The 19,575-nt window shown below is 57.9% G+C and carries 19 protein-coding genes and 1 tRNA gene; 13 read left to right on the plus strand and 7 right to left on the minus strand.

Annotated features, from left to right (window positions below; translation table 11 throughout):
* Positions 1-119: 119 nt before the first annotated feature.
* The 3 genes from HMPREF3048_RS10475 to HMPREF3048_RS10485 form a co-directional block, all read right to left on the minus strand.
* Complete coding sequence (locus HMPREF3048_RS10475; protein ID WP_070772143.1) at positions 120-1,025, minus strand: hypothetical protein; 906 nt, start codon at positions 1,023-1,025, stop codon at positions 120-122.
* An 84-nt stretch (positions 1,026-1,109) separates the two neighbouring features.
* Positions 1,110-1,358 (minus strand): hypothetical protein, encoded by a 249-nt coding sequence (locus HMPREF3048_RS10480; RefSeq protein ID WP_070772145.1) that lies wholly within the window; start codon positions 1,356-1,358, stop codon positions 1,110-1,112.
* Positions 1,358-1,768 carry a guanyl-specific ribonuclease gene (locus HMPREF3048_RS10485; protein WP_083316870.1) on the minus strand — a complete coding sequence of 137 codons (411 nt, stop codon included), beginning with the start codon at positions 1,766-1,768 and terminating at the stop codon, positions 1,358-1,360. The genes HMPREF3048_RS10480 and HMPREF3048_RS10485 overlap by 1 nt, the downstream gene beginning before the upstream one ends.
* 35 nt (positions 1,769-1,803) lie before the next feature.
* Between HMPREF3048_RS10485 and dnaG the strand changes: the two genes are divergently transcribed.
* Positions 1,804-3,801: a DNA primase gene (gene dnaG, locus HMPREF3048_RS10490; RefSeq protein WP_070772148.1), complete on the plus strand. Its 1,998-nt coding sequence runs from the start codon at positions 1,804-1,806 to the stop codon at positions 3,799-3,801.
* A gap of 355 nt (positions 3,802-4,156) precedes the next feature.
* Positions 4,157-4,777, plus strand: coding sequence for a DUF5067 domain-containing protein (locus tag HMPREF3048_RS10495; protein ID WP_070453514.1), 621 nt, complete (start codon positions 4,157-4,159; stop codon positions 4,775-4,777).
* A gap of 174 nt (positions 4,778-4,951) precedes the next feature.
* Here HMPREF3048_RS10495 and HMPREF3048_RS10500 read toward each other — a convergent pair whose 3' ends face one another.
* Positions 4,952-5,599 carry an 8-oxoguanine DNA glycosylase OGG fold protein gene (locus HMPREF3048_RS10500; RefSeq protein WP_070772186.1) on the minus strand — a complete coding sequence of 216 codons (648 nt, stop codon included), beginning with the start codon at positions 5,597-5,599 and terminating at the stop codon, positions 4,952-4,954.
* Between the two features lie 33 nt (positions 5,600-5,632).
* Here HMPREF3048_RS10500 and HMPREF3048_RS10505 point away from each other — a divergent pair, with 33 nt between their 5' ends.
* Positions 5,633-6,229: a MazG nucleotide pyrophosphohydrolase domain-containing protein gene (locus HMPREF3048_RS10505; RefSeq protein ID WP_070772150.1), complete on the plus strand. Its 597-nt coding sequence runs from the start codon at positions 5,633-5,635 to the stop codon at positions 6,227-6,229.
* Here the strand turns inward: HMPREF3048_RS10505 and HMPREF3048_RS10510 are convergent.
* On the minus strand, positions 6,219-6,641 hold the full coding sequence (locus tag HMPREF3048_RS10510) for a hypothetical protein (protein ID WP_070482886.1): 423 nt from the start codon (positions 6,639-6,641) through the stop codon (positions 6,219-6,221). The genes HMPREF3048_RS10505 and HMPREF3048_RS10510 overlap by 11 nt on opposite strands.
* Before the next feature lie 147 nt (positions 6,642-6,788).
* On the opposite strand from HMPREF3048_RS10510, the gene HMPREF3048_RS10515 reads away from it, so the two are divergent.
* From HMPREF3048_RS10515 to HMPREF3048_RS10530, 4 genes are all read left to right on the plus strand, one after another.
* Positions 6,789-7,592, plus strand: coding sequence for a lytic transglycosylase domain-containing protein (locus HMPREF3048_RS10515; RefSeq protein ID WP_070772152.1), 804 nt, complete (start codon positions 6,789-6,791; stop codon positions 7,590-7,592).
* A 75-nt stretch (positions 7,593-7,667) separates the two neighbouring features.
* Positions 7,668-8,945, plus strand: a complete 1,278-nt coding sequence (eno, locus tag HMPREF3048_RS10520) for a phosphopyruvate hydratase (RefSeq protein ID WP_070772157.1) — start codon at positions 7,668-7,670, stop codon at positions 8,943-8,945.
* 120 nt (positions 8,946-9,065) lie between these two features.
* Positions 9,066-9,845, plus strand: coding sequence for a type IV toxin-antitoxin system AbiEi family antitoxin domain-containing protein (locus HMPREF3048_RS10525; RefSeq protein ID WP_256380741.1), 780 nt, complete (start codon positions 9,066-9,068; stop codon positions 9,843-9,845).
* A 282-nt stretch (positions 9,846-10,127) separates the two neighbouring features.
* Complete coding sequence (locus tag HMPREF3048_RS10530; protein ID WP_070772160.1) at positions 10,128-10,787, plus strand: septum formation initiator family protein; 660 nt, start codon at positions 10,128-10,130, stop codon at positions 10,785-10,787.
* A 10-nt stretch (positions 10,788-10,797) separates the two neighbouring features.
* Here the strand turns inward: HMPREF3048_RS10530 and HMPREF3048_RS10535 are convergent, their stop codons facing one another.
* Positions 10,798-11,181, minus strand: a complete 384-nt coding sequence (locus tag HMPREF3048_RS10535) for a hypothetical protein (RefSeq protein WP_070772162.1) — start codon at positions 11,179-11,181, stop codon at positions 10,798-10,800.
* A 123-nt stretch (positions 11,182-11,304) separates the two neighbouring features.
* Between HMPREF3048_RS10535 and HMPREF3048_RS10540 the strand changes: the two genes are divergently transcribed.
* From HMPREF3048_RS10540 to HMPREF3048_RS11890, 6 genes are all read left to right on the plus strand, one after another.
* Positions 11,305-11,868, plus strand: a complete 564-nt coding sequence (locus HMPREF3048_RS10540) for a DUF501 domain-containing protein (RefSeq protein WP_070772164.1) — start codon at positions 11,305-11,307, stop codon at positions 11,866-11,868.
* Positions 11,865-12,800: a Ppx/GppA phosphatase family protein gene (locus tag HMPREF3048_RS10545; RefSeq protein ID WP_070772166.1), complete on the plus strand. Its 936-nt coding sequence runs from the start codon at positions 11,865-11,867 to the stop codon at positions 12,798-12,800. Before HMPREF3048_RS10540 ends, HMPREF3048_RS10545 begins: the two co-directional genes overlap by 4 nt.
* Positions 12,801-12,892: 92 nt before the next feature.
* Entirely contained in the window at positions 12,893-14,044 is a 1,152-nt protein-coding gene (wecB, locus tag HMPREF3048_RS10550) for a non-hydrolyzing UDP-N-acetylglucosamine 2-epimerase (RefSeq protein WP_070613932.1), read from the plus strand.
* A gap of 71 nt (positions 14,045-14,115) precedes the next feature.
* Positions 14,116-14,189: transfer RNA gene (locus HMPREF3048_RS10555), tRNA-Ile, on the plus strand.
* Between the two features lie 46 nt (positions 14,190-14,235).
* Positions 14,236-15,525, plus strand: a complete 1,290-nt coding sequence (locus HMPREF3048_RS11885; protein ID WP_246818898.1) for a glycosyltransferase family 4 protein — start codon at positions 14,236-14,238, stop codon at positions 15,523-15,525.
* Between the two features lie 284 nt (positions 15,526-15,809).
* Positions 15,810-17,045, plus strand: a complete 1,236-nt coding sequence (locus HMPREF3048_RS11890) for a glycosyltransferase family 4 protein (protein WP_168164668.1) — start codon at positions 15,810-15,812, stop codon at positions 17,043-17,045.
* Here the strand turns inward: HMPREF3048_RS11890 and HMPREF3048_RS12190 are convergent.
* Complete coding sequence (locus HMPREF3048_RS12190) at positions 17,026-19,293, minus strand: alpha/beta hydrolase family protein (protein ID WP_141750611.1); 2,268 nt, start codon at positions 19,291-19,293, stop codon at positions 17,026-17,028. The two genes, HMPREF3048_RS11890 and HMPREF3048_RS12190, sit on opposite strands and share 20 nt — an antisense overlap.
* Positions 19,294-19,575: the final 282 nt, after the last annotated feature.

Below are 19,575 nucleotides of genomic sequence, written 5' to 3' on the forward strand. Positions count from 1 at the left end.
CGGGTTTGCCCCTAAGCTGCCAATCGGACACCTTTCACCCCTCAGGGCGGTCGCCTCACCGCGCTCAAACAGCGCTCACACACCGCCCACACAACGCGCTCACACAGCCGGCGACCGCCTCACCACTCCCACTTTGGCAGCGAGTGCTTATATATGACGGCATTACGCGCCCGGCCTACTTCATTCATGAAAAGGTCCGGCCTTAAGAACAGATCTGAGAAGTCCCAGCGCACTGTCGGGAAGTTGTGGTGCGAAGTCCAGTAGGCGCGTGTGTCTTCGGGGAAACCGAAGTCGAAGTCGGAACCGGTGGCGTCGTCGATGATGATGGCGATGTTGCGCATCCCGCCGCAGTCGACAATCAGAGGCCCGGATGTGACCCAGGGTCTTAGGAACACCGGGTAACAGTCAATCCGGTGTGAGGAGAGGACGGCGCGGGCGAGGCTGTACCGGTACTCGGGCAGCGGTGTCACACCAGCGACCATTCTGTGCGCCCGTTTGAGAGTCTCGGGCCGGCAACCTTCGAACCCGTCGATGTAATCGTGCACTTTGCGGCGTGAGTAGTGCCCCAGAATCCAATCGGTTGCTGTGAGTTGGTCGGTGATGGTGCCGAAGCGGAATAGGTCGATGTAGGTGCGGAGTCGGTCGGTGTAGCGGATGTTTTGGGCGGTGATGGTTTCGTCGTCACGCACGGGCACTGAGCGGAATCGTGTCCGGATGGGCCATTTGCTTTTGGCGGGCGGTTTTCCGGATGGTAGTGCGACATCGACGGTCCAGTCGGTGAATGGGCCGATCCACATGCCGTGTTGCACTGCGGCCCAGCGACCGAGGAGGATCGCTTTGCGACTGTCGCGCGAGACTCCCGCACCGCGGACCAGCATTTGGTCGCGCAGTGGGAGCGATTGCCACCATTCTTTCTCGACGGTGGTTGTCCGCGTCACATAGCGCGGGTTCGCGCTGGGCGCGTTGGCTTGCTCGTCAAAATCTGCTCTCAACCCCCGAAGGTGAGCCATTTCTGCATACCCCATGCAAGCCAGTATCGCGCCTGGCGGCTGCGTTGGGAACCCCTCGCGTGCACAATATAGTGGACATTTCCGAGTTCGGGTTTGCCCCTAAGCTGCCAATTCGACCCCTTCATCCTCAAACACTGCGCGCATTTTGCTTGTCGACGACCCCTCCACCCTCCAGGAAGCCACCACCACCCGTTTCACTTGGGTTTCCCGCAACAGGTCGGCGAGCGCGTCGAGGTTTGTGGGCACGGGACGGTCGGCGGCGTCTTTGGGGCCGTAGGCGGCGGTGAGGATGCCGCGGGCGAGGTCCTCAAGCGTGTGGACCGGGTTGGCGAGAAAGATCGGGTTCATCAGTTGACCTCCATTTCGCAGAAGGATTCGTAGTGGTCGTCGGTGTAGTACCAGGCCTCGATGTCCCTCGCATTGCCGCCAGCGCCGCCGGTGACGATGCGCCTCGCCCCGCGGTGGCGTAGCCCCGGCGTGTCCACGGTGTACTCGCGGTAATAGTTGCGGGACTCCTGGGGGAGGACGCGTTCGTAATTGCCGAAGCGTTTGTCGTCGTTGGCAGGGTAGGGGAAGGGCCCGCCGGCTTCGATGAGGTCGACGGTGTCCCAGGCTTCGTCGGGAAGCGAGCCGCACGCCGGCAGTCCCGAGGCTGTCGCGGTCGACGACACGGTGGTGGTTTTCGGGGTGGGTGAGGGGGTCGTCGATACGCAACTGCTCAGGGCGAGGCAGGTCAGCAGGACAATCGGGCGCTTCATAGGCCCATATCGTTGCACACGCTACGATGAGCGCCATGGCAAGGGGCAGAATTCCGGATAGTGACATTGAGGCTATCCGTCAGCGCGCACCGCTCGACGAAATCGTTGGCGAGTATGTGCAGTTGAAGCCTGCCGGGCACGACTCGCTGAAGGGCCTGAGTCCGTTCAAGGACGAGAAGACCCCGAGTTTCCACGTTCGCCCTGCTCACGGGTACTACCACTGCTTCTCTACGGGCAAGGGCGGGGATGTGTTCTCGTTCCTGATGGAGATGGAGCAGTTGACCTTTCCGGAGGCGGTGGAGGCGGTCGCGGACCAGATTGGGTACCGCATTAATTACCAGGGCGGCTCGACGGGTGCGCGTGATGTGAAGCCGGGCACGCGCCAGCGGCTGCTGGCAGCGAATAAGGCGGCGCACGAGTTTTACCGCGAGCAGTTGGAAACGCCTGAGGCGAAGGTCGCGCGCGATTTCCTGCTCAACCGTGGGTTTTCGCGCGAGTTGATCATGGATTTCGAGTGCGGTTACGCCCCCGACGGTTGGGACACGCTGACCAAGCACCTGCTGCGCAAGGGTTTTGAGGTCCAGGAACTCATCGACGCCGGTATTTCCTCCCAAGGCAAACGCGGGCCGATTGATAAGTTTCGCCGTCGTCTGATTTGGCCGATTAAGGATGCCGCGTCGAACACGATCGGTTTCGGCGCGCGCAAACTTTTCGACGACGACCCCATGGGCAAGTACATGAACACCTCCGACACGATGCTGTATCACAAGTCGAAGGTGCTCTTCGGCATCGATAAGGCGAAGCGCAACATTGCCACCCAGCACCAGACGGTGGTGGTGGAGGGCTACACCGATGTGATGGCCATGCATGCCGCCGGCGTGACCACCGCCGTGGCCACGTGCGGTACCGCGTTCGGCTCCGAACACATGAGCCTGATCCGCCGTCTGATGCTGGACGACAACTTCTTCCGCGGTGAACTCATCTACACCTTCGACGGCGACGAGGCCGGCCAGAAGGCTGCGATGCGCGCCTACAACACCGATACGGAGTTCGGTGGCCAGTCGTTTGTGGCCGTCGCCCCGGACGGCATGGACCCCTGCGACCTGCGCCTGGAGAAGGGCGACAGTGCTCTTCGCGACCTCGTCGCCTCCCGCATCCCCGTCTACGAATTCGTCATCGAGTCCCTGCTGAAGAACTTCTCCCTCGACTCCGCCGAGGGGCGCGTCCAAGCTTTACGACGCACCGTCCCCGTCGTCGCCTCCATCGACGACAAAGTTCTCCAACAGGAATACGCCCGCCGCCTCGCCGGCTGGGTGGGCTGGCCCAACCCCGACGAAGTGCTGGAACAGGTCCGCGCCGAGGCGAAGAAGCCGAAGAAGGAGAAGCGCCAGCGCGTCTCCCTTGCCGCCCGGCAGGCCGCCGCCGGTCCCGACTCCTCCGGCCGCCAGGCGGAATTGCTGATCCCGCCGCGCCCCGACGATCCGATGCTGTGGCCCCAGCGCGAAGCCCTAAAGATTGCCCTGCAGCACCCGTCGAAGGCCGGCAATTACTTCGACGGCATCAACCCGGACGCCTTCACCAACGATGCTTACCAGCAGGTCCGCGAGGCCATCACCGCCGCCGGCGGCTGCGCCCGCGCGGGTGCCGGTGTGGGCGCTGGTGCCGCTAGCTCCGCTGGTGCCGCTGCTGTCGCAGGGCCCGCTGGCGCTGCGCCCACCGACTCTGCCCCCGACGGTGGCGCCTCCTGGATCGCTGCCGTCGCCGGCGAGATGCGCGACCTTTCCGGCCGCAACTTTGTTTCCGAACTCGCCGTCGAGCCCATTCACGCCGACGACCTCGATGAATACGCCGATTCCGTCCTCTCCCGCCTGCAGGAGACCCGCGTCGGCGAGCAGATCGCTCAGCTCAAGGCGCAGCTGCAGCGCATGCGCCCCTCTGACGACGAAGAGGCCTACAACGCCCTCTTCTCCGACTTGGTTGCGTTGGAGCAGGCCCGCAGGGACCTCAACGACCGCGCCTTCCGTGGGCGCTAGGCCCCAACACCCCGTTTTACATATTTCGGTTGTGTAAAACCCCACACTTTCACCTGTCGGTTTTTACACTCCGCGCAGGTCGCAGTTCCCGCCCCTGCAACATTTTGCATCGCCCCCGAAGCGCCACTAGTGCGAAGCAAGACTGCCCGTCCTTGGAGTTCTGGCAGATCCTCTAGTGGGGGTGTTCCTCAAGTGGTTGGGCTATTTGCCAGTTGGAGTTTCCCAGGTAGTACGCAGCAACTCGACTGGTTGACCGTCGCTGATGAAAGCTGGTCAATAGATGGATTGTCAGGCTAAAGTCATAATTCGGCGAGGTGCCACAGGGGCTCCTCAATGGTTCTTGAAAGGAAGTCTGATGGACTTCAAGCTCCCAAACAAGCCTGAAGAGCTCCTCAAGCTGGCAGGTCCCATCATCGGTGTGGTAGTTCTGTTGCTTGCCCTGATTGGCGTTGGTGCCGGCTCCAGTGAAGATGGCGCCAGCCCGACTCCGTCTACCACGGCTAAGCCAACCACTACGGCAACAAAGACCACCGCGGCACAACCCGCACCGTCAACGTCGGAGAAGCCATCCGGAAAATTTGAGAACAACATTTTCGATTCGCATGAGTACCGTTTTGAGATTACAAAGGTAAACGTTGTTCCAGCGGGTGGCCGTGAGAATCTGTTCGGTTCGAAGCCAGTGATTGTGTTCACCTACGAGTTCACCAACAAACGTGCGCGTGAGATTGACACCATCACGGCGTGGCTTACGACGTTCAGTGCAAAACAGGAAGACGAAAATGTCCGCCATGATTTGCGGACGGCACTGTTCTACACCGATGATCTTGCAGACCAGATCACGGTGAAGCCAGGCGGTAAGGTGACTGCTCAGTTCGCGTACGAGCTTAATGACGAGGATCTTCCTGTTGCTCTTTCTGCGCAGACAGGTTTGCTTTTGAAGAACTCTGAAGGCACGCAGGTCTATCCGATTAAGTAAGTCAGAGCACTTTGCATTCAGCCCAGTACCGGGAACTCGGTACTGGGTATTTTTATGTTTGAGGGAGGGCAATCAGCAGGTGTCCCTTTAACCCCCACCAACACCAAAGCCCGGCGAGTTCGGGTTTGCCCCTAAGCTCGCCGGGCGACATATGCACCCCCTAAAAACTCAGCGCTACTTTGCCTCGCGACGAGCAAACTCCCGCAACGCCCACTCAACCGCATCCAGGGGCAGCGAAGAGTCGTAAGCGTCCCGAGCGGCGGTCAATGCGTCGAGGTATTCCTTGTATTCGTCGGCGGTCCAGTCGGAATCAGAGGACAGGCCGGCCAGGCGCGCGCGGTTGGAGCAAATGATCGCCGGCGCCTCCGACGATGCCGACTGCTCACCCGCCAGGAAGTACGCCACGGCGGACGCGTACTTCGGTGCCAGGCCGGTCGCGACCAGGGAGGCGTAGGCGTCGACAGGCGACAAGCCGCCCAACTTTCGGATCGCACCCAGCAACTTCGAAGCGTTGCCCTTGTTGCGCAGGAACGCCTGCATTTGCATGACCTGGTTGGATTGGCCGGCGATGTAGGCGAAGCAGGCGCCGAGGAAGTCGATGATCTGCTCGCGTGCGAAGTCGGAGGAGCGGACATCCGACGCGAAGGAGAAGACTTCGGCGCGGGTGATGGAGGCGGTGGCGTCGTCGCGGAAGGGCGGTACGCGGCGGAGGTGGTGGGGCCAGCCGGTTTTCCAGCGGATGGGGGAGAAGGTGACGGAGTCTTGCAGCGCGTCTTGGGCGCTGGGTTTGATGGCTTCGAGTGCTTCGGCGATCTGAGTCATGCGCTCCATCATAGAGGCCTTAGACTTCCCTTCATGACTGCGACCGTGTTGCTTCTGGATGCCCGTTGGCCCGACATGATCCCACTCAACCTCGCTGGCCAGATTCGTGGTCGTGTGGAGTTTTCGCCGGAGGTGCCGGTGTCGGTGCGGTGGGCGTTGGATGTCGTAGACGGCGACGGGCATTGGATCATCACCACGGATCCCAGGTTCGCGGAGCGTGTGCTTGACGACGACGCCACCGCCCTGATCAAAGTCCCTTCCCTCGAGGATCCTGTGTTGCAGGCTGTAGAGACGATGCGTGAGGCGCGACGCCGGGGTGAGTGGGAGCAGGAGATGACGCATGAAAGCCTCCTGCCGTTTTTGGCGGAGGAGGCTGGTGAGGTGGCGGATGCGATTCGCGCAAAGGCGCCCGACGCGGAACTCAAGAACGAGTTGTCGGATGTGCTCCTGCAGGTGTTGTTCCATGCGGAGATTGCCGACGAGCGGGGTGCCTTTGGGTTTGGGGATGTGGCGGGGGCGTTCGTCGATAAGATGCGCCGCCGTGCGCCGTATTTGTTCGACGGGTCAGACGGGCCTGTGGATAAGGCCACGCAGGACCGTCTGTGGGTCGAGGGGAAGGCTAGCGAATAGCCGGCAGTGCCGGGATGAGGGTGCGGATGTCCGGCAGGCCTGCCTTGGAGGACATCTGGGAGGAACCGGCGAAGAGCTGGTCGAGCGGGGTGACTGGGTCCGGCTTGACGATGCCGCACTCCAGCGCACGGTCCGCCACCGCGCCGACGGTGCTTGCGGAGACGAGGCGCAGGGCCGCGTCGTTGCCCACGGCGGTGTTGAGGTTCATGACGAGCTGGCTGCGGGTGGTGTCCTTGTTCACCATGCGGGTGGCGGTCAGGCCGGTGCGCAGGCTGTCGCAGTTGGCGGTGGCGATGTTGCCGTTGAGCAGGCGGACGAGTTCGAGGGTCTGGGCCTTGGCTGGGGTTGCGGTGCCTGCGAAGCCGGTGACGGCGATGAGGCCTGCTGCGAGTGCTGCGGTGATGCGGCGCATGGGGTGTCCTTTCGGGGAAGTTTGATAGGTCGCAAAGCATCATAACTGTTACAGCTGTGATTGTTGTGGTTTGTGTGAAAATTGTTACTTCTGGCACCGCCTAACCCCCGCACGGCGCGGTAACCGCGCCCGGTACACTCTGCGCCCATGATCACACCGCGACGCATTGCTCGCGGCTGTGGCTGCGTGGGCATTCTTGGCGCGGCCATGGCCGTTATTCTTGTCGTCGCGCTTATCGCGTGGCTGCTGTCTGTCTTCAACTTCGACACAACAGAGCCCAAGCAAAAAGCCCCGCTCACAGTCCCACCTGCGGCCGCGGAGGCGCCCCCGCGTATCGACGTCCACGCGCCGGGCAGAACCTCCGACCAACTCTTTGACTGGTCGCAAAGCATCGGCGAGGCCACCAACATGTCCGGCCAGGCCGTGCGCGCCTACGCCAACGCTGCGCTGATCGCCGAGGAGGCTTGGCCCACCTGCAACCTGACCTGGAACACGCTCGCCGGCATCGGCTGGGTGGAGACCCGCCACGGCACCTACGGTGGCCGTTTCGACTACTCCAAACTGGACGAGAACGGCTACCCGCAACCGCCCATCTTCGGCCCGCAACTGAACGGGGACGGCTTTGCCAAGGTCCCGGACACCGACCACGGTCAGTTAGACGGCGACACGGAGTTCGACCGCGCTGTCGGCCCGATGCAGTTCATTCCGGAGTCTTGGGCGCGCTTTGGCCGCGACGCCAACGGCGATGGAACCCCGAACCCCCAGCAGATCGACGACGCCGCCTTAGGTGCCGCGAACCTGCTGTGCAATTCCGGCGGCACACCCCGCGACCTGGCCACCGAGGAGGGGTGGACCCAGGCCATCTACGCGTACAACCAGTCCAGCGACTATTTCGCCCGGGTGCGCGACGCGGCGGCCAACTATGCCATGAACCAGCCTGCCCACCGTTAGGGCAACGGCTAGACTTGTGGACGGAATTTTTCGCCAAGTCATTTTCCACGCCACTATCCACGTTAAGGAGAACTCATGGCTGACATCATGCACATCTTTGCTCGCGAGATTCTGGATTCGCGCGGTAACCCGACCGTGGAGGTGGAAGCGCTGTTGTCGGATGGCTCGCATGGCCAGGCTGCGGTGCCGTCGGGTGCGTCGACGGGTGAGCATGAGGCTCACGAGCTTCGCGATGGCGACGACCGCTACGACGGCAAGGGCGTTCTCAAGGCGGTTGAGAACGTCAACGAGACCATCGCGGACGCCCTGATCGCGTTTGAGGCGGACGATCAGCGTCTGATCGACAACACGATGATCGAGCTCGACGGCACCGACAACAAGAAGAACTTGGGCGCGAACGCCTTGCTTGGTGTGTCGATGGCTGTGGCGAAGGCTGCCGCTGAGGCTGCCGAGCTGCCGCTGTTCCGCTACATCGGCGGCCCGAATGCGCACACCCTTCCGGTGCCGATGATGAACATCCTCAACGGTGGTGCACACGCCGACTCTGGCGTGGACGTCCAGGAGTTCATGATCGCCCCGATCGGCGCGGAGACCTTCGCCGAGGCGCTGCGTATGGGCACTGAGGTCTACCACGCGCTGAAGTCCGTGATTGAGTCCAAGGGCCTGTCCACGGGTCTTGGCGACGAGGGCGGTTTCGCCCCGTCCGTCGACTCCACCAAGGCCGCCCTCGACCTGATCGTCGAGGCTATTGAGAAGGCGGGCTACAAGCTTGGTAGCGATGTCGCGCTCGCCCTCGACGTCGCCTCCTCCGAGTTCTACGAAAACGGCACCTACAACTTCGAGGGCGGCAAGCACTCCGCCGAGGAGATGATCCAGGTGTACGCGGACCTGGTGGAGCAGTACCCGATCGTCTCCATCGAGGACCCGCTGGATGAGAACGACTGGGACGGCTACGTCGCCCTGACCGAGAAGCTTGGCGACAAGATCCAGATCGTCGGCGACGACCTCTTTGTCACCAACCCGAAGCGCCTCGCCGAAGGCATCGAGAAGGGCGCCGCGAACGCTCTGCTGGTCAAGGTGAACCAGATCGGTACCCTCACCGAGACCTTCGACGCCGTCGAGCTGGCGCACCGCAACGGCTTCCGCACCATGATGTCGCACCGTTCCGGCGAGACCGAGGACACCACCATCGCCGACCTGGCCGTGGCGCTGTCCTGCGGCCAGATCAAGACTGGTGCCCCGGCTCGTTCCGAGCGTGTGGCGAAGTACAACCAGTTGCTGCGCATTGAGCAGGTGCTTGGCGACGCCGCCGTGTACGCCGGCCGCGACGCCTTCCCGCGCTTTAAGAAGTAGGCAGTAGCACACCGCTACGGCCCGGCCCCGCACCGTCTCCGGTGCGGGGCCACTTCTTTACTCCCAAATCTGACGTTTGTATCGAAACGAACGGACGATTGTATCTTCCAGAGTGACACAATCGTCACCACCGGCCAAGCGGGACGGGAGGGGATTGAACGCCTGCAGCTGTCCCGCCTCGTGGAGCGCGGTGATCTTGACCGAGCGCGGCATGGTGTTTACCTGCTGCCGTCCCATCAGGGTGGCCCCCACGATGAGATTCGGGCGGCGTGGCTATCCCTCGAGCCAAAGAAGTTCATAGATGAGCGCTGGGAGGACGAGCAGCCTGTGGTGGTCTCGCACGAGTCGGCTGCTCTCATCCACGGGATCGGCCGCCTCGTCCCACCGAACCTGACCTTCTCTACTGAGGGTTCGAAGCAAACACGACAGCAAGGAGTCCGCATCCGCACCCGTCGTGATCTTCCTGAGGAGGACATTGTGTCAGTAGACGGGTTGCCGGTGACCAGTGTCGCACGCACCGTTGGTGATTTGGCCGAGACCAAGATTGAGCGCGGGTACCTCGCAGACCTTGTCGCGGATGCTCCCCGGAAGGAGGGCGTGCGTATCGACGACCTTGCGAGCAAGCTCGCCCCTTCAGCCCGCTACTACGAGGCGAAGTCCGGCAAACAATTGGTCGCCGAGCTAAGCGCTGAAGCGTCCTCTGTGGAAGACAGTGCGGAGTGGCGCAATCGTCTCGCGCTCATTGGCCACGCCGTTGAACGCGTATCAATTGACCCGAGCGTATTTAAGGGTCTTGAGGAGAGCTTGGCGATCATCAACGCGCGATTCGCTGAACAAATGGAGCCGCTTCGCAAGCAAATGCAAGAGATTGCAACGCAGGTGGGCAATGGCGACAAGTAAACGCGAGACGGTCTGCCCGTGAAGTACCACGATTTCGCTCAGGCGACTGCGTTTGCATCGGAAGTGCTCAACCCAACGCTTGCTGGAGAACTCTCCGCCGCCCGGTGGGATCCCGATACGCGGAGTTGGCGATAAACCCGTACGTATTGGGCATCATGTTCCCCAGCCTCACCGTCGAGGTCGCGGCCAGAGCGGTGCAGCAAGCGTATCGACGACCCCGTGACCGCTCCGCTGGCCGTGCCGCAGTCCGCGAAATCCTCGAGCGCATTAGACTGATTACCTATGAAGAAGCGCCCGCCACGTCCCCGCAAGTCGCACACGGTGCCCGTCGCCAGCCGCGACGCGGAGCGTGCCGAGCGTGCCCGCGAACGCAAGCAACGCTCCCGCACGAGGCGGGCGCGCGTGTTTCCGAAGCAGGACATGGCCAGCGTGGTCATCCTGATCAGCGTTGTCCTGCTGGTACTGCTGGCAATTGCCGCGCCACTGCGGAACTATTACGAGGGCCGCGCCGAGATCGCCCGCGCTCAGGAATCCATCGAACGCTTGGAGGCACGCAAGCAGGCGCTTGAAAGCGACATCGCCATGTACGAAGACGATGCCTTCATGCGTCAAGAAGCACGCCGCCGCCTGGGCGTGATGGAAGAGGGGGAGACCGTCTGGCGCATCCTTGATCCGCGCATGTCCGCCCCTGACAACATCACCACCGCTGCCGACGAGATCCCGGACGACCGAGAGTGGTCCGAAGTGCTGTGGGATTCCCTGCGCGAGATTCCCGAAGCGGAGGCGTCTGAAGCCGAGGCACCCGAATCTCCAGAAGCCGAGGCGCCCGAGCAAGAAGCGCCACAACCCGACGCCCCGCAACCGGAGGCGCCAGCCGGTGTGGAACAACCGGTCGGCGAAGCTCCCGCCGAAGCGCCTGCACCTGACGCTCCTGCGCAGTAGCGCGAAACCGCTAGTCGATAAACCCGAGTTCCCGGCTCTTTGTCAGCATCCGCGTCGCAAGTTCTGCATGGTCAACTGCCGACCATTGCACGCGCACACCATCGCTCAGCCCTAGCGCCTGAACAATTTGCGCAAGCTCGTCCAGATTATGAGCAATCACCGTGCCATCGGCAGTGTGCAACACCTGGTCTTCGGTCCAGTACACGCCAGGGCTTACTGTTAGCGGGCCGTTTTTAAAAATGCGCGTTACCGCCTGGATGTACCCGGTTGTCGCCGCAGTATGTGCGCTGTGCAGTGGGGGAGGTGGCATCAAGTGACGGGACTCAGTGCCGGTTGACACCAACGGGAATTCAGGGGTTGGCAGCGCGCCGGGATGCAACGCAGGAACGCTCATTAGTCAACCTTTCTCGAGGAGCAGCCTGTTAAATAATGACAAATAACCTCGAGGTGTCCCAATCCGGGTCAGCCAACCCCTTCAACGCCGTGGTGGATTGTGGTTCATGAAACAATGGGCCTCATGCATACCCCTCCCACCGATGAACAGCTCGCCGTTGTCGCTGAGCAGCTCGGCCGCACCCCACGCGGTGTCCTCGCGATTTCCTACACCACTCCCGACAATCAGCCGGCTGTGGTGAAAACGGCGCCAAAACTTGACGACGGCACCCCGTTCCCCACCCTCTACTACCTCACCGATCCGCGTCTTACCGCCGAAGCGTCACGCCTCGAGGTAGCTCAGGTGATGAAGTGGATGGAAGCTCGCCTCAATGCCGATTCCGATGAGGGCGATGCTTTGCGACGCGACTACCAAGCCGCCCATGAACACTTCCTGTCAGAGCGCAACGCCATCGAGGACCTCGGCACCGATTTTTCCGGCGGTGGTATGCCGGAGCGCGTGAAGTGTCTCCACGTGCTCATCGCTTACGCGCTCGCTGAAGGCCCGGAACGTGTCCGTTTCGGCACCGAGGCGGTCGCCCTCGCCGCCGAACACGCCAACCTGCGCGGCACCGCAATCCCAGAGGATTGGCCCACTCTTGAGGATCTCGGCATCACACTTGCTGAAGCAGGGGAGGGGCTGCAGTGACCCGCGTCGCCGCCGTGGACTGCGGCACCAACTCCATCCGTCTGCTGATCCACGACACTGAAGCCGGCGAGATCTCCCGTCGCAACACCATCGTGCGCCTCGGCCAAGGCGTCGACGAGACCGGCCAGTTCGCCCCAGAGGCCATCGAACGCACCCGCGTAGCACTCGCGGACTATGTCGACGAGATGCAGCGCGAGAACGTCATCCGCGTACGCATGGTTGCCACCTCTGCCACTCGCGACGCCAGCAACCGCGAAGACTTCTTCGCCATGACCCGAGAACTCCTCGGCAACATCCAGCCTGGCGCGGTTGCCGAAGTGATCTCCGGCGAAGAAGAAGCAGCGCTCTCCTTCGCCGGCGCCACGGCTGACCTCGACCCGGAACGTGGACCGTTCTGTGTGGTTGACCTTGGTGGTGGATCCACCGAGTTCGTCATGCAGACCGCTAACCAACTGCACGCGGTTTCCACCCAGATGGGGTGCGTGCGTATCACCGAGCGCTTCATGCGTACAGATCCACCCACTGCAGAAGAAACCGCTGCCGCTCGCGATTACATCAATGAGCGGATCGCCGAAGCAGCAGAGGTGGTGCCGTTTGCCCAGGCGACTATTATCGTCGGCTGTGCCGGGACGTTCACGACGCTCTCTGCGCTTGCTCAGGAACTCGATTCCTACGATCCGGAACGGATCCACATGTCGGAGATTTCCTTTGACCGTATCCGTGAGGTTACAGAAGACCTTCGAAGCAAAACTGCAGACGAGCGTCGAGCAAACCCCGTCGTGCACCCAGGGCGTGCTGACGTCATTGCAGCCGGCTCTGCTGTTGTCGAAGCATTGATTGACACCTTCGAACACGAAGCAAATGCGAGCCGAATTGTGGTTAGTGAGAAAGACATTCTCGATGGGATTGTCGCCAGGATAGTGACGAAGTAAACGCGCTTGAGTGGATACGAAGCCGCTATTGAAATTGCTTTGTATTAAGTTGTAGTGAGTACGCCTGTGTCCCTAAGTCTCACGAGGAAAGCATGTCTACCAAGCCTAAGATCATGACCGTCTATGGAACGCGCCCGGAAGCGATCAAGGTTGCGCCGGTTGTGAGTGCCCTCCAGGACGATGATCGATTTGAATCGGTGGTAGTTTCCACCGGTCAGCATCGAGAGATGCTTGAGCAGGTTAACAGGCGGTTCGGTATCACACCGGATTATGACATGGCTCTAATGAAGCCAGGTCAAACACTTAACGAGTTGGTTTCGCGTGCCATCCAGGGCCTCGATCCGATTATTGAAAAAGAGCAGCCCGATGTGATCATCTCCCAGGGCGATACTTCTACTGCAATGGTTGCAGCCCTGGCCGGTTTTCATAAAGGTGTGAAGATTGTCCACCTCGAAGCGGGACTTCGTACCGGCAATATTTTCTCTCCGTTCCCGGAGGAGGCCAATCGCAAGATCATTGGTCAAGTAGCGTCACTTCACCTTGCCCCGACAAGCGAATCGCGTGAGAACTTGCGTCGTGAGAACTTCAGGACCAAGGACATTGTGGTCACCGGAAACACTGTCATTGACGCCCTTCTGACTGCAGCAAAATGGGACGTGAAGTTTGATGACCCGCGCTTGGAGGCGGTTCGTAATTCTGACGAGAAGCTTGTTCTGGTAACAACTCATCGTCGCGAGAATCTCGATGCGATGAAAGAGATCGGCGGTGCGGTTCAAGAGCTTGCGAAGTCTTACCCAGACCATGTCTTCACTCTTCCGTTGCACCTTAATCCGAAGGTGCGAGATGCCGTCCTTCCTGAGGTTCAGGACCTACCAAACGTCATAATCACAGACCCACTGCCGTATGACCAGTTCACCGCGTTGATGAGCCGTGCGTACCTCGTCCTTACTGACTCTGGTGGTGTACAGGAGGAAGCCCCGTCGCTCGGCAAACCGGTGCTCGTGATGCGTGAGAACACCGAACGTCCTGAAGCGGTAGTGGCAGGAACCGTGAAGCTTGTCGGCACGGATCGTGGCCGAATAGTTGCAGAAGCAAAAAATCTGTTGGATCAACAAGCTGCTTATGAAGCAATGGCTAATGCAGTTAATCCTTACGGCGATGGTCGGGCAGCGAAACGAGCTGTGGCAGCAATTGCAGAGCTCGTTTCCGTTGGAAAGCGGGTTGAAGAATTTGTTGCTGAGTAACCCACTTGTTGGGATGCGTTTATCTTGTGCGGAATAACGCGCTATAGTAACTCAGGCGATACTGCCGTTTTGGGGCTATAGCTCAGTCGGTTAGAGCCGCGGACTCATAATCCGCTGGTCGCGGGTTCGAGCCCCGCTGGCCCCACGTTAGCTTGGACAGAATCCAGAGGCCTAGACCAATGCACATTCTAGTGATTTCTCAGTATTGGGAACCTGAAAACGGTGTTCCCCAACGGAGATGGTCGTGGTTCTCGGAAATTTTGAAGAGCGCTGGCCATGAGGTTGTTGCCTTGGTGCCTCCTCCTCACTACGAGACGAAGATAACTGTCAAATCATGGTTATCCCAGAACTTCAAGCGTCGGAAGTACTCAGATTGTTTTCCATCCGAAGAGGGGGTGGTTCGTACCGGTTTTTTCCCCGGGGGAAACGGTATCGCAAGGAAAGCGCTCAACCAGGTCATTGTGGCGCTAAGCCAAATTGCGACAGTAGCGCGAGTACGAAGATCATCTAGTTTTAAGCCCAACTTAATTGTGGGAACTGTTCCCGCGCTTCCCACCGCTTTTGTAACTCGCGTTGCATCATTAGTACTGGGTGTGCCTTACATTATTGACCTGCGAGACGCATGGCCCGAACTTTTAGAGGAATCACGCCGATGGAATGAATCCGTTGGACATATTTCATTGCATCAGCGAATCTTGAATAAAGGACCATTGCAGTTCGCTAAGTGGGTTGTGAAAGGCGTGCTCAAAAGATCTCTAGCTCAAGCCACAGCAGTGACTGTTACCTCTGAAGATCATAGGGAGAGGCTCGAGAAAGAGCTCATGAGTTGGTCGCGAGATAAGGCACATACGGTAGTTTCAATCCGAAATGTGTTCCCGGTTAACTCCAGTCAGAATCGCCATCTGCTGAAGGAAAGCCAGGGCGAGAAGCATACCTTTAATGTGCTGTACGCGGGAACTCTTGGGAGAGCGCAAGATTTAGAAAATGCTCTTGTGGCTGGGAAACTAGCAGAGGATAGAGGCGTACCGATTAGTTTTCGGTTTGTCGGCGCAGGCGCCGCCAAAGCGCAATTGCGTAAGACTGCCAAGCAGCTGGGACTGGATGCGGAATTTCAATCTCGTGGACCGTCTGACTCGTTAGGTGAGCATTATGAATGGGCTGACACCGCCTTAGTGCACTTATCGGACTGGCCCGCACTTGCTTTATCCGTGCCGTCAAAGACATACGAACTTATGGACCTAGGAATCCATATCACTGGAGTCGTATCAGGCGAAGCAGCAAGAATCATCACAGAAAATGGTGCTGGGCATGTGGTTGCTCCCGGAGATCCCGAAAGTCTCGCTAATTTGTGGAGTTTATTGGCTTCATCTCGCACCATGCTCACACCTGATAGTGATGCTAGGGAGTGGGTCTTGCAAGAACGCAATCAGAACAGCCCGAAAAAACTCCTTCAAACACTTGAGATTGCTGGTGGCGCGTGAAAAATAACATATTTTTTTTCGTTAGAACTATTCGGTATCTCTGCTCTGCAGCGATGCATATGTTTTGGTCTAACCCGAAGCACTTCAAAGCTCAGGTGAAAGAACGGCTGAGGCAAACAGACAAAAGATGGTTGTGGCGGATGGGGGGAGACACAAAGGGAAACAGTACACGCTCAGAATTTGAATTCTTAGTAAGCATTGGAGAGCTGAGTCGAGCGCTAACGATTGATGATTCAAGCTTTATAGAGCGGCGACGGGTTATAGAACAGATTAACCTTCTGGCGATGGAGCCTGCCACTGGTGGCCCAGGGGAAAAACGAAGCGATAGTCGCATACTGGCATTTGTGACGAACAGTCTTCCCCATACGCTGTCGGGGTATTCAGTCAGGTCGCAGCACGTTTTTGAAGCGATCGCTGGTGCCGGCATTGAGGTTTTTGCAGCTACTCGTCTGGGTTACCCACTAAATGTAGGGAAGATAGCGCGCTCACATCAGGAGTTGGTTTCCTCCATCAAATATTTTCGCCTTATACCCAAGAAACACAACGCTTCTCTTAGCATCCGCCTCAATGAAGAAGTAGATCTGCTCACTCGCCTTGCCGAAGAGACTCATCCGTCGGTTTTATATACAACAACAGACTTCCGTAATGCATTAGTGGTGTCGCGGGTTGCTGATCGGCTAGGAATCCCATGGATATATGAGGTTCGAGGGGAGCCTGAGAAGACGTGGCTAACTAGGGTACCTGTGGGATTTAAAGAGCGCGCTAAGAATTCTGAATACTACTCGAAGCGTCGCGCGCTGGAAACCAAAGCAATGCTTGCAAGCAATGCTGTCACGACCCTTAGCGAGGTGTCGAAGAAAAGTCTCGTTGAGCGAGGAGTTCCAGCGTCGAAAATTTGGGTGGTTCCCAACTGTGTTGATGGTTCGTTGCTTGAAAACACCATCTGTAACGAAAGTGCTAGAGAAAAGCTTGGACTTCCTGAAGGTAAATGGGTAGGAACCGTAACCTCTGTTGTTGAATATGAGGGGTTAGATACTCTCCTAGACGCAATCCTTTATCTGCCTTCTGACATCAATATTTTAATAGTCGGCGATGGTGTTGCTTTGCCAAGCTTGCAGCGGAAAGCACAGGAGATGCGTATTAACCATCGCGTTCGTTTTGTTGGACGGAAACCGAGGGACGAGATTCAGGACTGGTATGCTGCGCTCGATCTATTTGTAGTGCCACGGAAAAATCTCGAGGTTTGTCGCACAGTGACACCGATAAAAGCCATGGAGGCGATGGCAATGGGGATCCCAGTGGTCGCATCTGACCTCCCAGCGATCCGCGAAGTCACGGGAGACTGTGCTGAGTATTTTCGGCCTGAGGACCCCAGGTCGTTAGCAAAAGCGATTGAAACCGCACTGGTAGATCGTAGTCTTGTTAGCCGAGGCAGAGAGTGGGCGAGCTCCCGAACATGGGATCATGCCGCTGTCATCTACCAGGAATTATTGACACACCTTATGGACGCTGGTCGATAAGTACTGAACCCGGGACGAAACCCATCGATAGTGCGCCAGCATGCGGGTCAGCGCTGATTGCTACGTCGATCATCGCATGCAGAAACTCCTTTGGTGGAGGCACATGTCCTTCTCCCCAGTGCTTGTTGTAAACAAGTATGTTGTCTAGGTCATCCGCTTCACTTATGAATGGTGTTAAGTGGTTCTGTACATGGTGGGTGTCAGTGGGCTCCTGCATATAAAGAATCGTTGGTTGTGGCCCTGCGCTGTTGAATGCACCAACGACTGTTGTTTGGGCGGAGTTTCTTAGTAGAGAGGCGTCCCCGCCCCAGCAAGTATCCACAAACTGGTTTACGAATTTTTGGTAGTAGCGGAAAATATCGGTCTGCGGGTTCCAAATCAGGGCGACAGAATCGGGGAAATGCGTAGCAAGTACCAGCGCAGCGTATCCGCCGGCGGATCCACCTACAAAGACGATTCTGGATGCCTTACTCTTATCTGCGACTTCGCGTACGAGGCTAACGAGCCTTTTCTGTAGATCTTTTTGCTGCCCGTTCCCTGCGTACCAAGAAATAGTATTCTCGCTCGAGAGTCTTAGGCTCGGGTCAGAAATGGACAACCGGGAGACAGGGTGGCCTTCGGACATCCCTCTTCCGACCAGATATGGGAGTTTGACTTTTTCAGACTTACGACCGTGGAGAAATACTAGGAGAGGCATTCCCGGGGAGGCCTCGACTTCGTACTCGATTTCTAAAGATTTTACCGTCTGCGTAGGCGCTTCTCCTTCGTGGGAAGAGGTCGCAGGCAGAATCCTTGTTTCTGTATCGCCGATGTGTAGGGACGCTAGAGAAAATACATAGGAAAGTGCTGAATGAGTTAATGAATCAGTAACCAGCTCATCTGATTCAATCAAAGATCTTAGAAGGTTTTCACCAACGGCCAACGTGTTTTGCTCATAGTTTGCTGTGGCGAGAGTTTTGACCTTGTCCACTACATCCGGTCTCAGCAACCAGCTACTTAAGCTAAAGCCGGATTGAATTGTTGCCGCTTGACGCTCGGAGTAGTGAACCGCGTTTGACACCAAGTCATTGGGACTCACGGTTAAGAGTGAATTCAGGGCAGAGATCCTGGCTCTCGGCGTGACTTCGGTTCGTGGCCCATTACTCGGCCGGAGCTGAATATGGCCGACCCAATCAGTTTTTTGGTCGAGGAAACCTGACTGAGGAAGATCAATAGTCTTTCCGCGCTGGATTTTGAAAATCTTCTGGTCTCGACCATCCGGAGTGCGGAATACGGCAAACAGATCGCCGTTTCCTTTGAGGAAACTGCTGGGGACAAAAATCCGCAGGCTTTGATTTCTATCGACCGGTTGTGGAGAAGAGACCCTCTCGATTGCAAGTGATAGATTCTTGTCTGAGCTGTGTGCGGACTTTTCGAATATCTCGCTTACATCTGAAAAGCTGAATGAGGCCTGCTTCTTTGAGTAGTAGCGGTGTTTTTCTCGTCCCGAGAGGTTTGTGCCCCATCGCCCGTAAACCCATCCTGGGCGGTTACCTGAGATTCGGGTTAATGTGACTCCGGCTTTCGACATCCTAGTCGAATTTTTTGGGTCAAATGATTCGGGAATACTCCAAGGACTAAGTCGTGTTTGAAGCGACCACTTTTTGTTATCTGAAACATAGAACTTATTGCCATTCATGGCCTTGTTTAGCCCGACTATGTCAGCAACTCGCTTATCGATGTATGCAATTATGGCGTTTTCAAGGCCGACGCCGACTACTTTGTCGGGATCGTAAGCCAAATCGGCGGCCCTTACGATTTCAGATAGATGCCAGGGGGCCCAAAGGTCGTCATCATCAAGGGTGAGTCGGATTGAACGTTCCCACTCTGGGACCGACTCTAGACTTAGAGCACGTTCGAATAAGCGATCTCGGTTCGGCGCACTCTTGTTCGGATTCTTGTATTGGTCAGGATGTGAGTCTTCGTCGTATCCATAGCCTCCTTCTGGATGATCGTATGGAACGATAACGAAGCGAGTTTTTTGTGAATCCGGCAAAGCGTTGAGAATGTCGCGCAGTTTTGCTGCAAATTCAAGTTTATCTGAAGAAATGTAGAGGAAGTGTCTAAAAAAGACGCCATCGGGAATGGTGATGTTCGCAACCGATCGAAGTGAGTGAATCCAGCGTGAGAAGTACTTGTCCAGAATCTCTGGGTCAGATTCATAGTCACAGAAAATGGTCTCTGCAGATACAAAATACTTCATCGTCATAGAATTACGTCCTCGATTTGGCGTGTATGGGCGACACGTTTGTTTTTCTAATTGATCAGAGGCTAGCAGGTAACCTGTCGCATGTGAGGTATAGAGAAAATTTAGCAACCTACGCACAAATTGGTCCAGTGCACTGCTTTGATCATGTTGAAGCAGTTTCTAAGCTGCCCAGTGGCATCTCAAAGATTCGGTATGGTGCGGGTCATTTGTATATAGCCTTCGTGGACAAGGGGGCTGAGCAGACCGTTGGGTTGCGTCCCTTAGTGTGGTGTAACGCTTGCT

The organism is Corynebacterium sp. HMSC075D04 (genome assembly GCF_001815635.1).
Classification (GTDB): domain Bacteria; phylum Actinomycetota; class Actinomycetes; order Mycobacteriales; family Mycobacteriaceae; genus Corynebacterium; species Corynebacterium coyleae.

Bases quoted from the DNA above. Each gene is read 5' to 3' on its own strand.
- HMPREF3048_RS10540 (WP_070772164.1), top strand. From the start codon at position 11,305: ATGCATACCCCTCCCACCGATGAACAGCTCGCCGTTGTCGCTGAGCAG.
- HMPREF3048_RS10530 (WP_070772160.1), top strand. From the start codon at position 10,128: ATGAAGAAGCGCCCGCCACGTCCCCGCAAGTCGCACACGGTGCCCGTC.
- HMPREF3048_RS10475 (WP_070772143.1), bottom strand. From the start codon at position 1,025: ATGGGGTATGCAGAAATGGCTCACCTTCGGGGGTTGAGAGCAGATTTT.
- HMPREF3048_RS10505 (WP_070772150.1), top strand. From the start codon at position 5,633: ATGACTGCGACCGTGTTGCTTCTGGATGCCCGTTGGCCCGACATGATC.
- HMPREF3048_RS10515 (WP_070772152.1), top strand. From the start codon at position 6,789: ATGATCACACCGCGACGCATTGCTCGCGGCTGTGGCTGCGTGGGCATT.
- wecB (WP_070613932.1), top strand. From the start codon at position 12,893: ATGTCTACCAAGCCTAAGATCATGACCGTCTATGGAACGCGCCCGGAA.
- HMPREF3048_RS10535 (WP_070772162.1), bottom strand. From the start codon at position 11,181: ATGAGCGTTCCTGCGTTGCATCCCGGCGCGCTGCCAACCCCTGAATTC.
- HMPREF3048_RS10510 (WP_070482886.1), bottom strand. From the start codon at position 6,641: ATGCGCCGCATCACCGCAGCACTCGCAGCAGGCCTCATCGCCGTCACC.
- HMPREF3048_RS11890 (WP_168164668.1), top strand. From the start codon at position 15,810: ATGGAGCCTGCCACTGGTGGCCCAGGGGAAAAACGAAGCGATAGTCGC.
- HMPREF3048_RS10485 (WP_083316870.1), bottom strand. From the start codon at position 1,768: ATGAAGCGCCCGATTGTCCTGCTGACCTGCCTCGCCCTGAGCAGTTGC.
- HMPREF3048_RS10495 (WP_070453514.1), top strand. From the start codon at position 4,157: ATGGACTTCAAGCTCCCAAACAAGCCTGAAGAGCTCCTCAAGCTGGCA.
- HMPREF3048_RS12190 (WP_141750611.1), bottom strand. From the start codon at position 19,293: ATGACGATGAAGTATTTTGTATCTGCAGAGACCATTTTCTGTGACTAT.
- eno (WP_070772157.1), top strand. From the start codon at position 7,668: ATGGCTGACATCATGCACATCTTTGCTCGCGAGATTCTGGATTCGCGC.
- HMPREF3048_RS10500 (WP_070772186.1), bottom strand. From the start codon at position 5,599: ATGACTCAGATCGCCGAAGCACTCGAAGCCATCAAACCCAGCGCCCAA.
- HMPREF3048_RS10480 (WP_070772145.1), bottom strand. From the start codon at position 1,358: ATGAACCCGATCTTTCTCGCCAACCCGGTCCACACGCTTGAGGACCTC.
- dnaG (WP_070772148.1), top strand. From the start codon at position 1,804: ATGGCAAGGGGCAGAATTCCGGATAGTGACATTGAGGCTATCCGTCAG.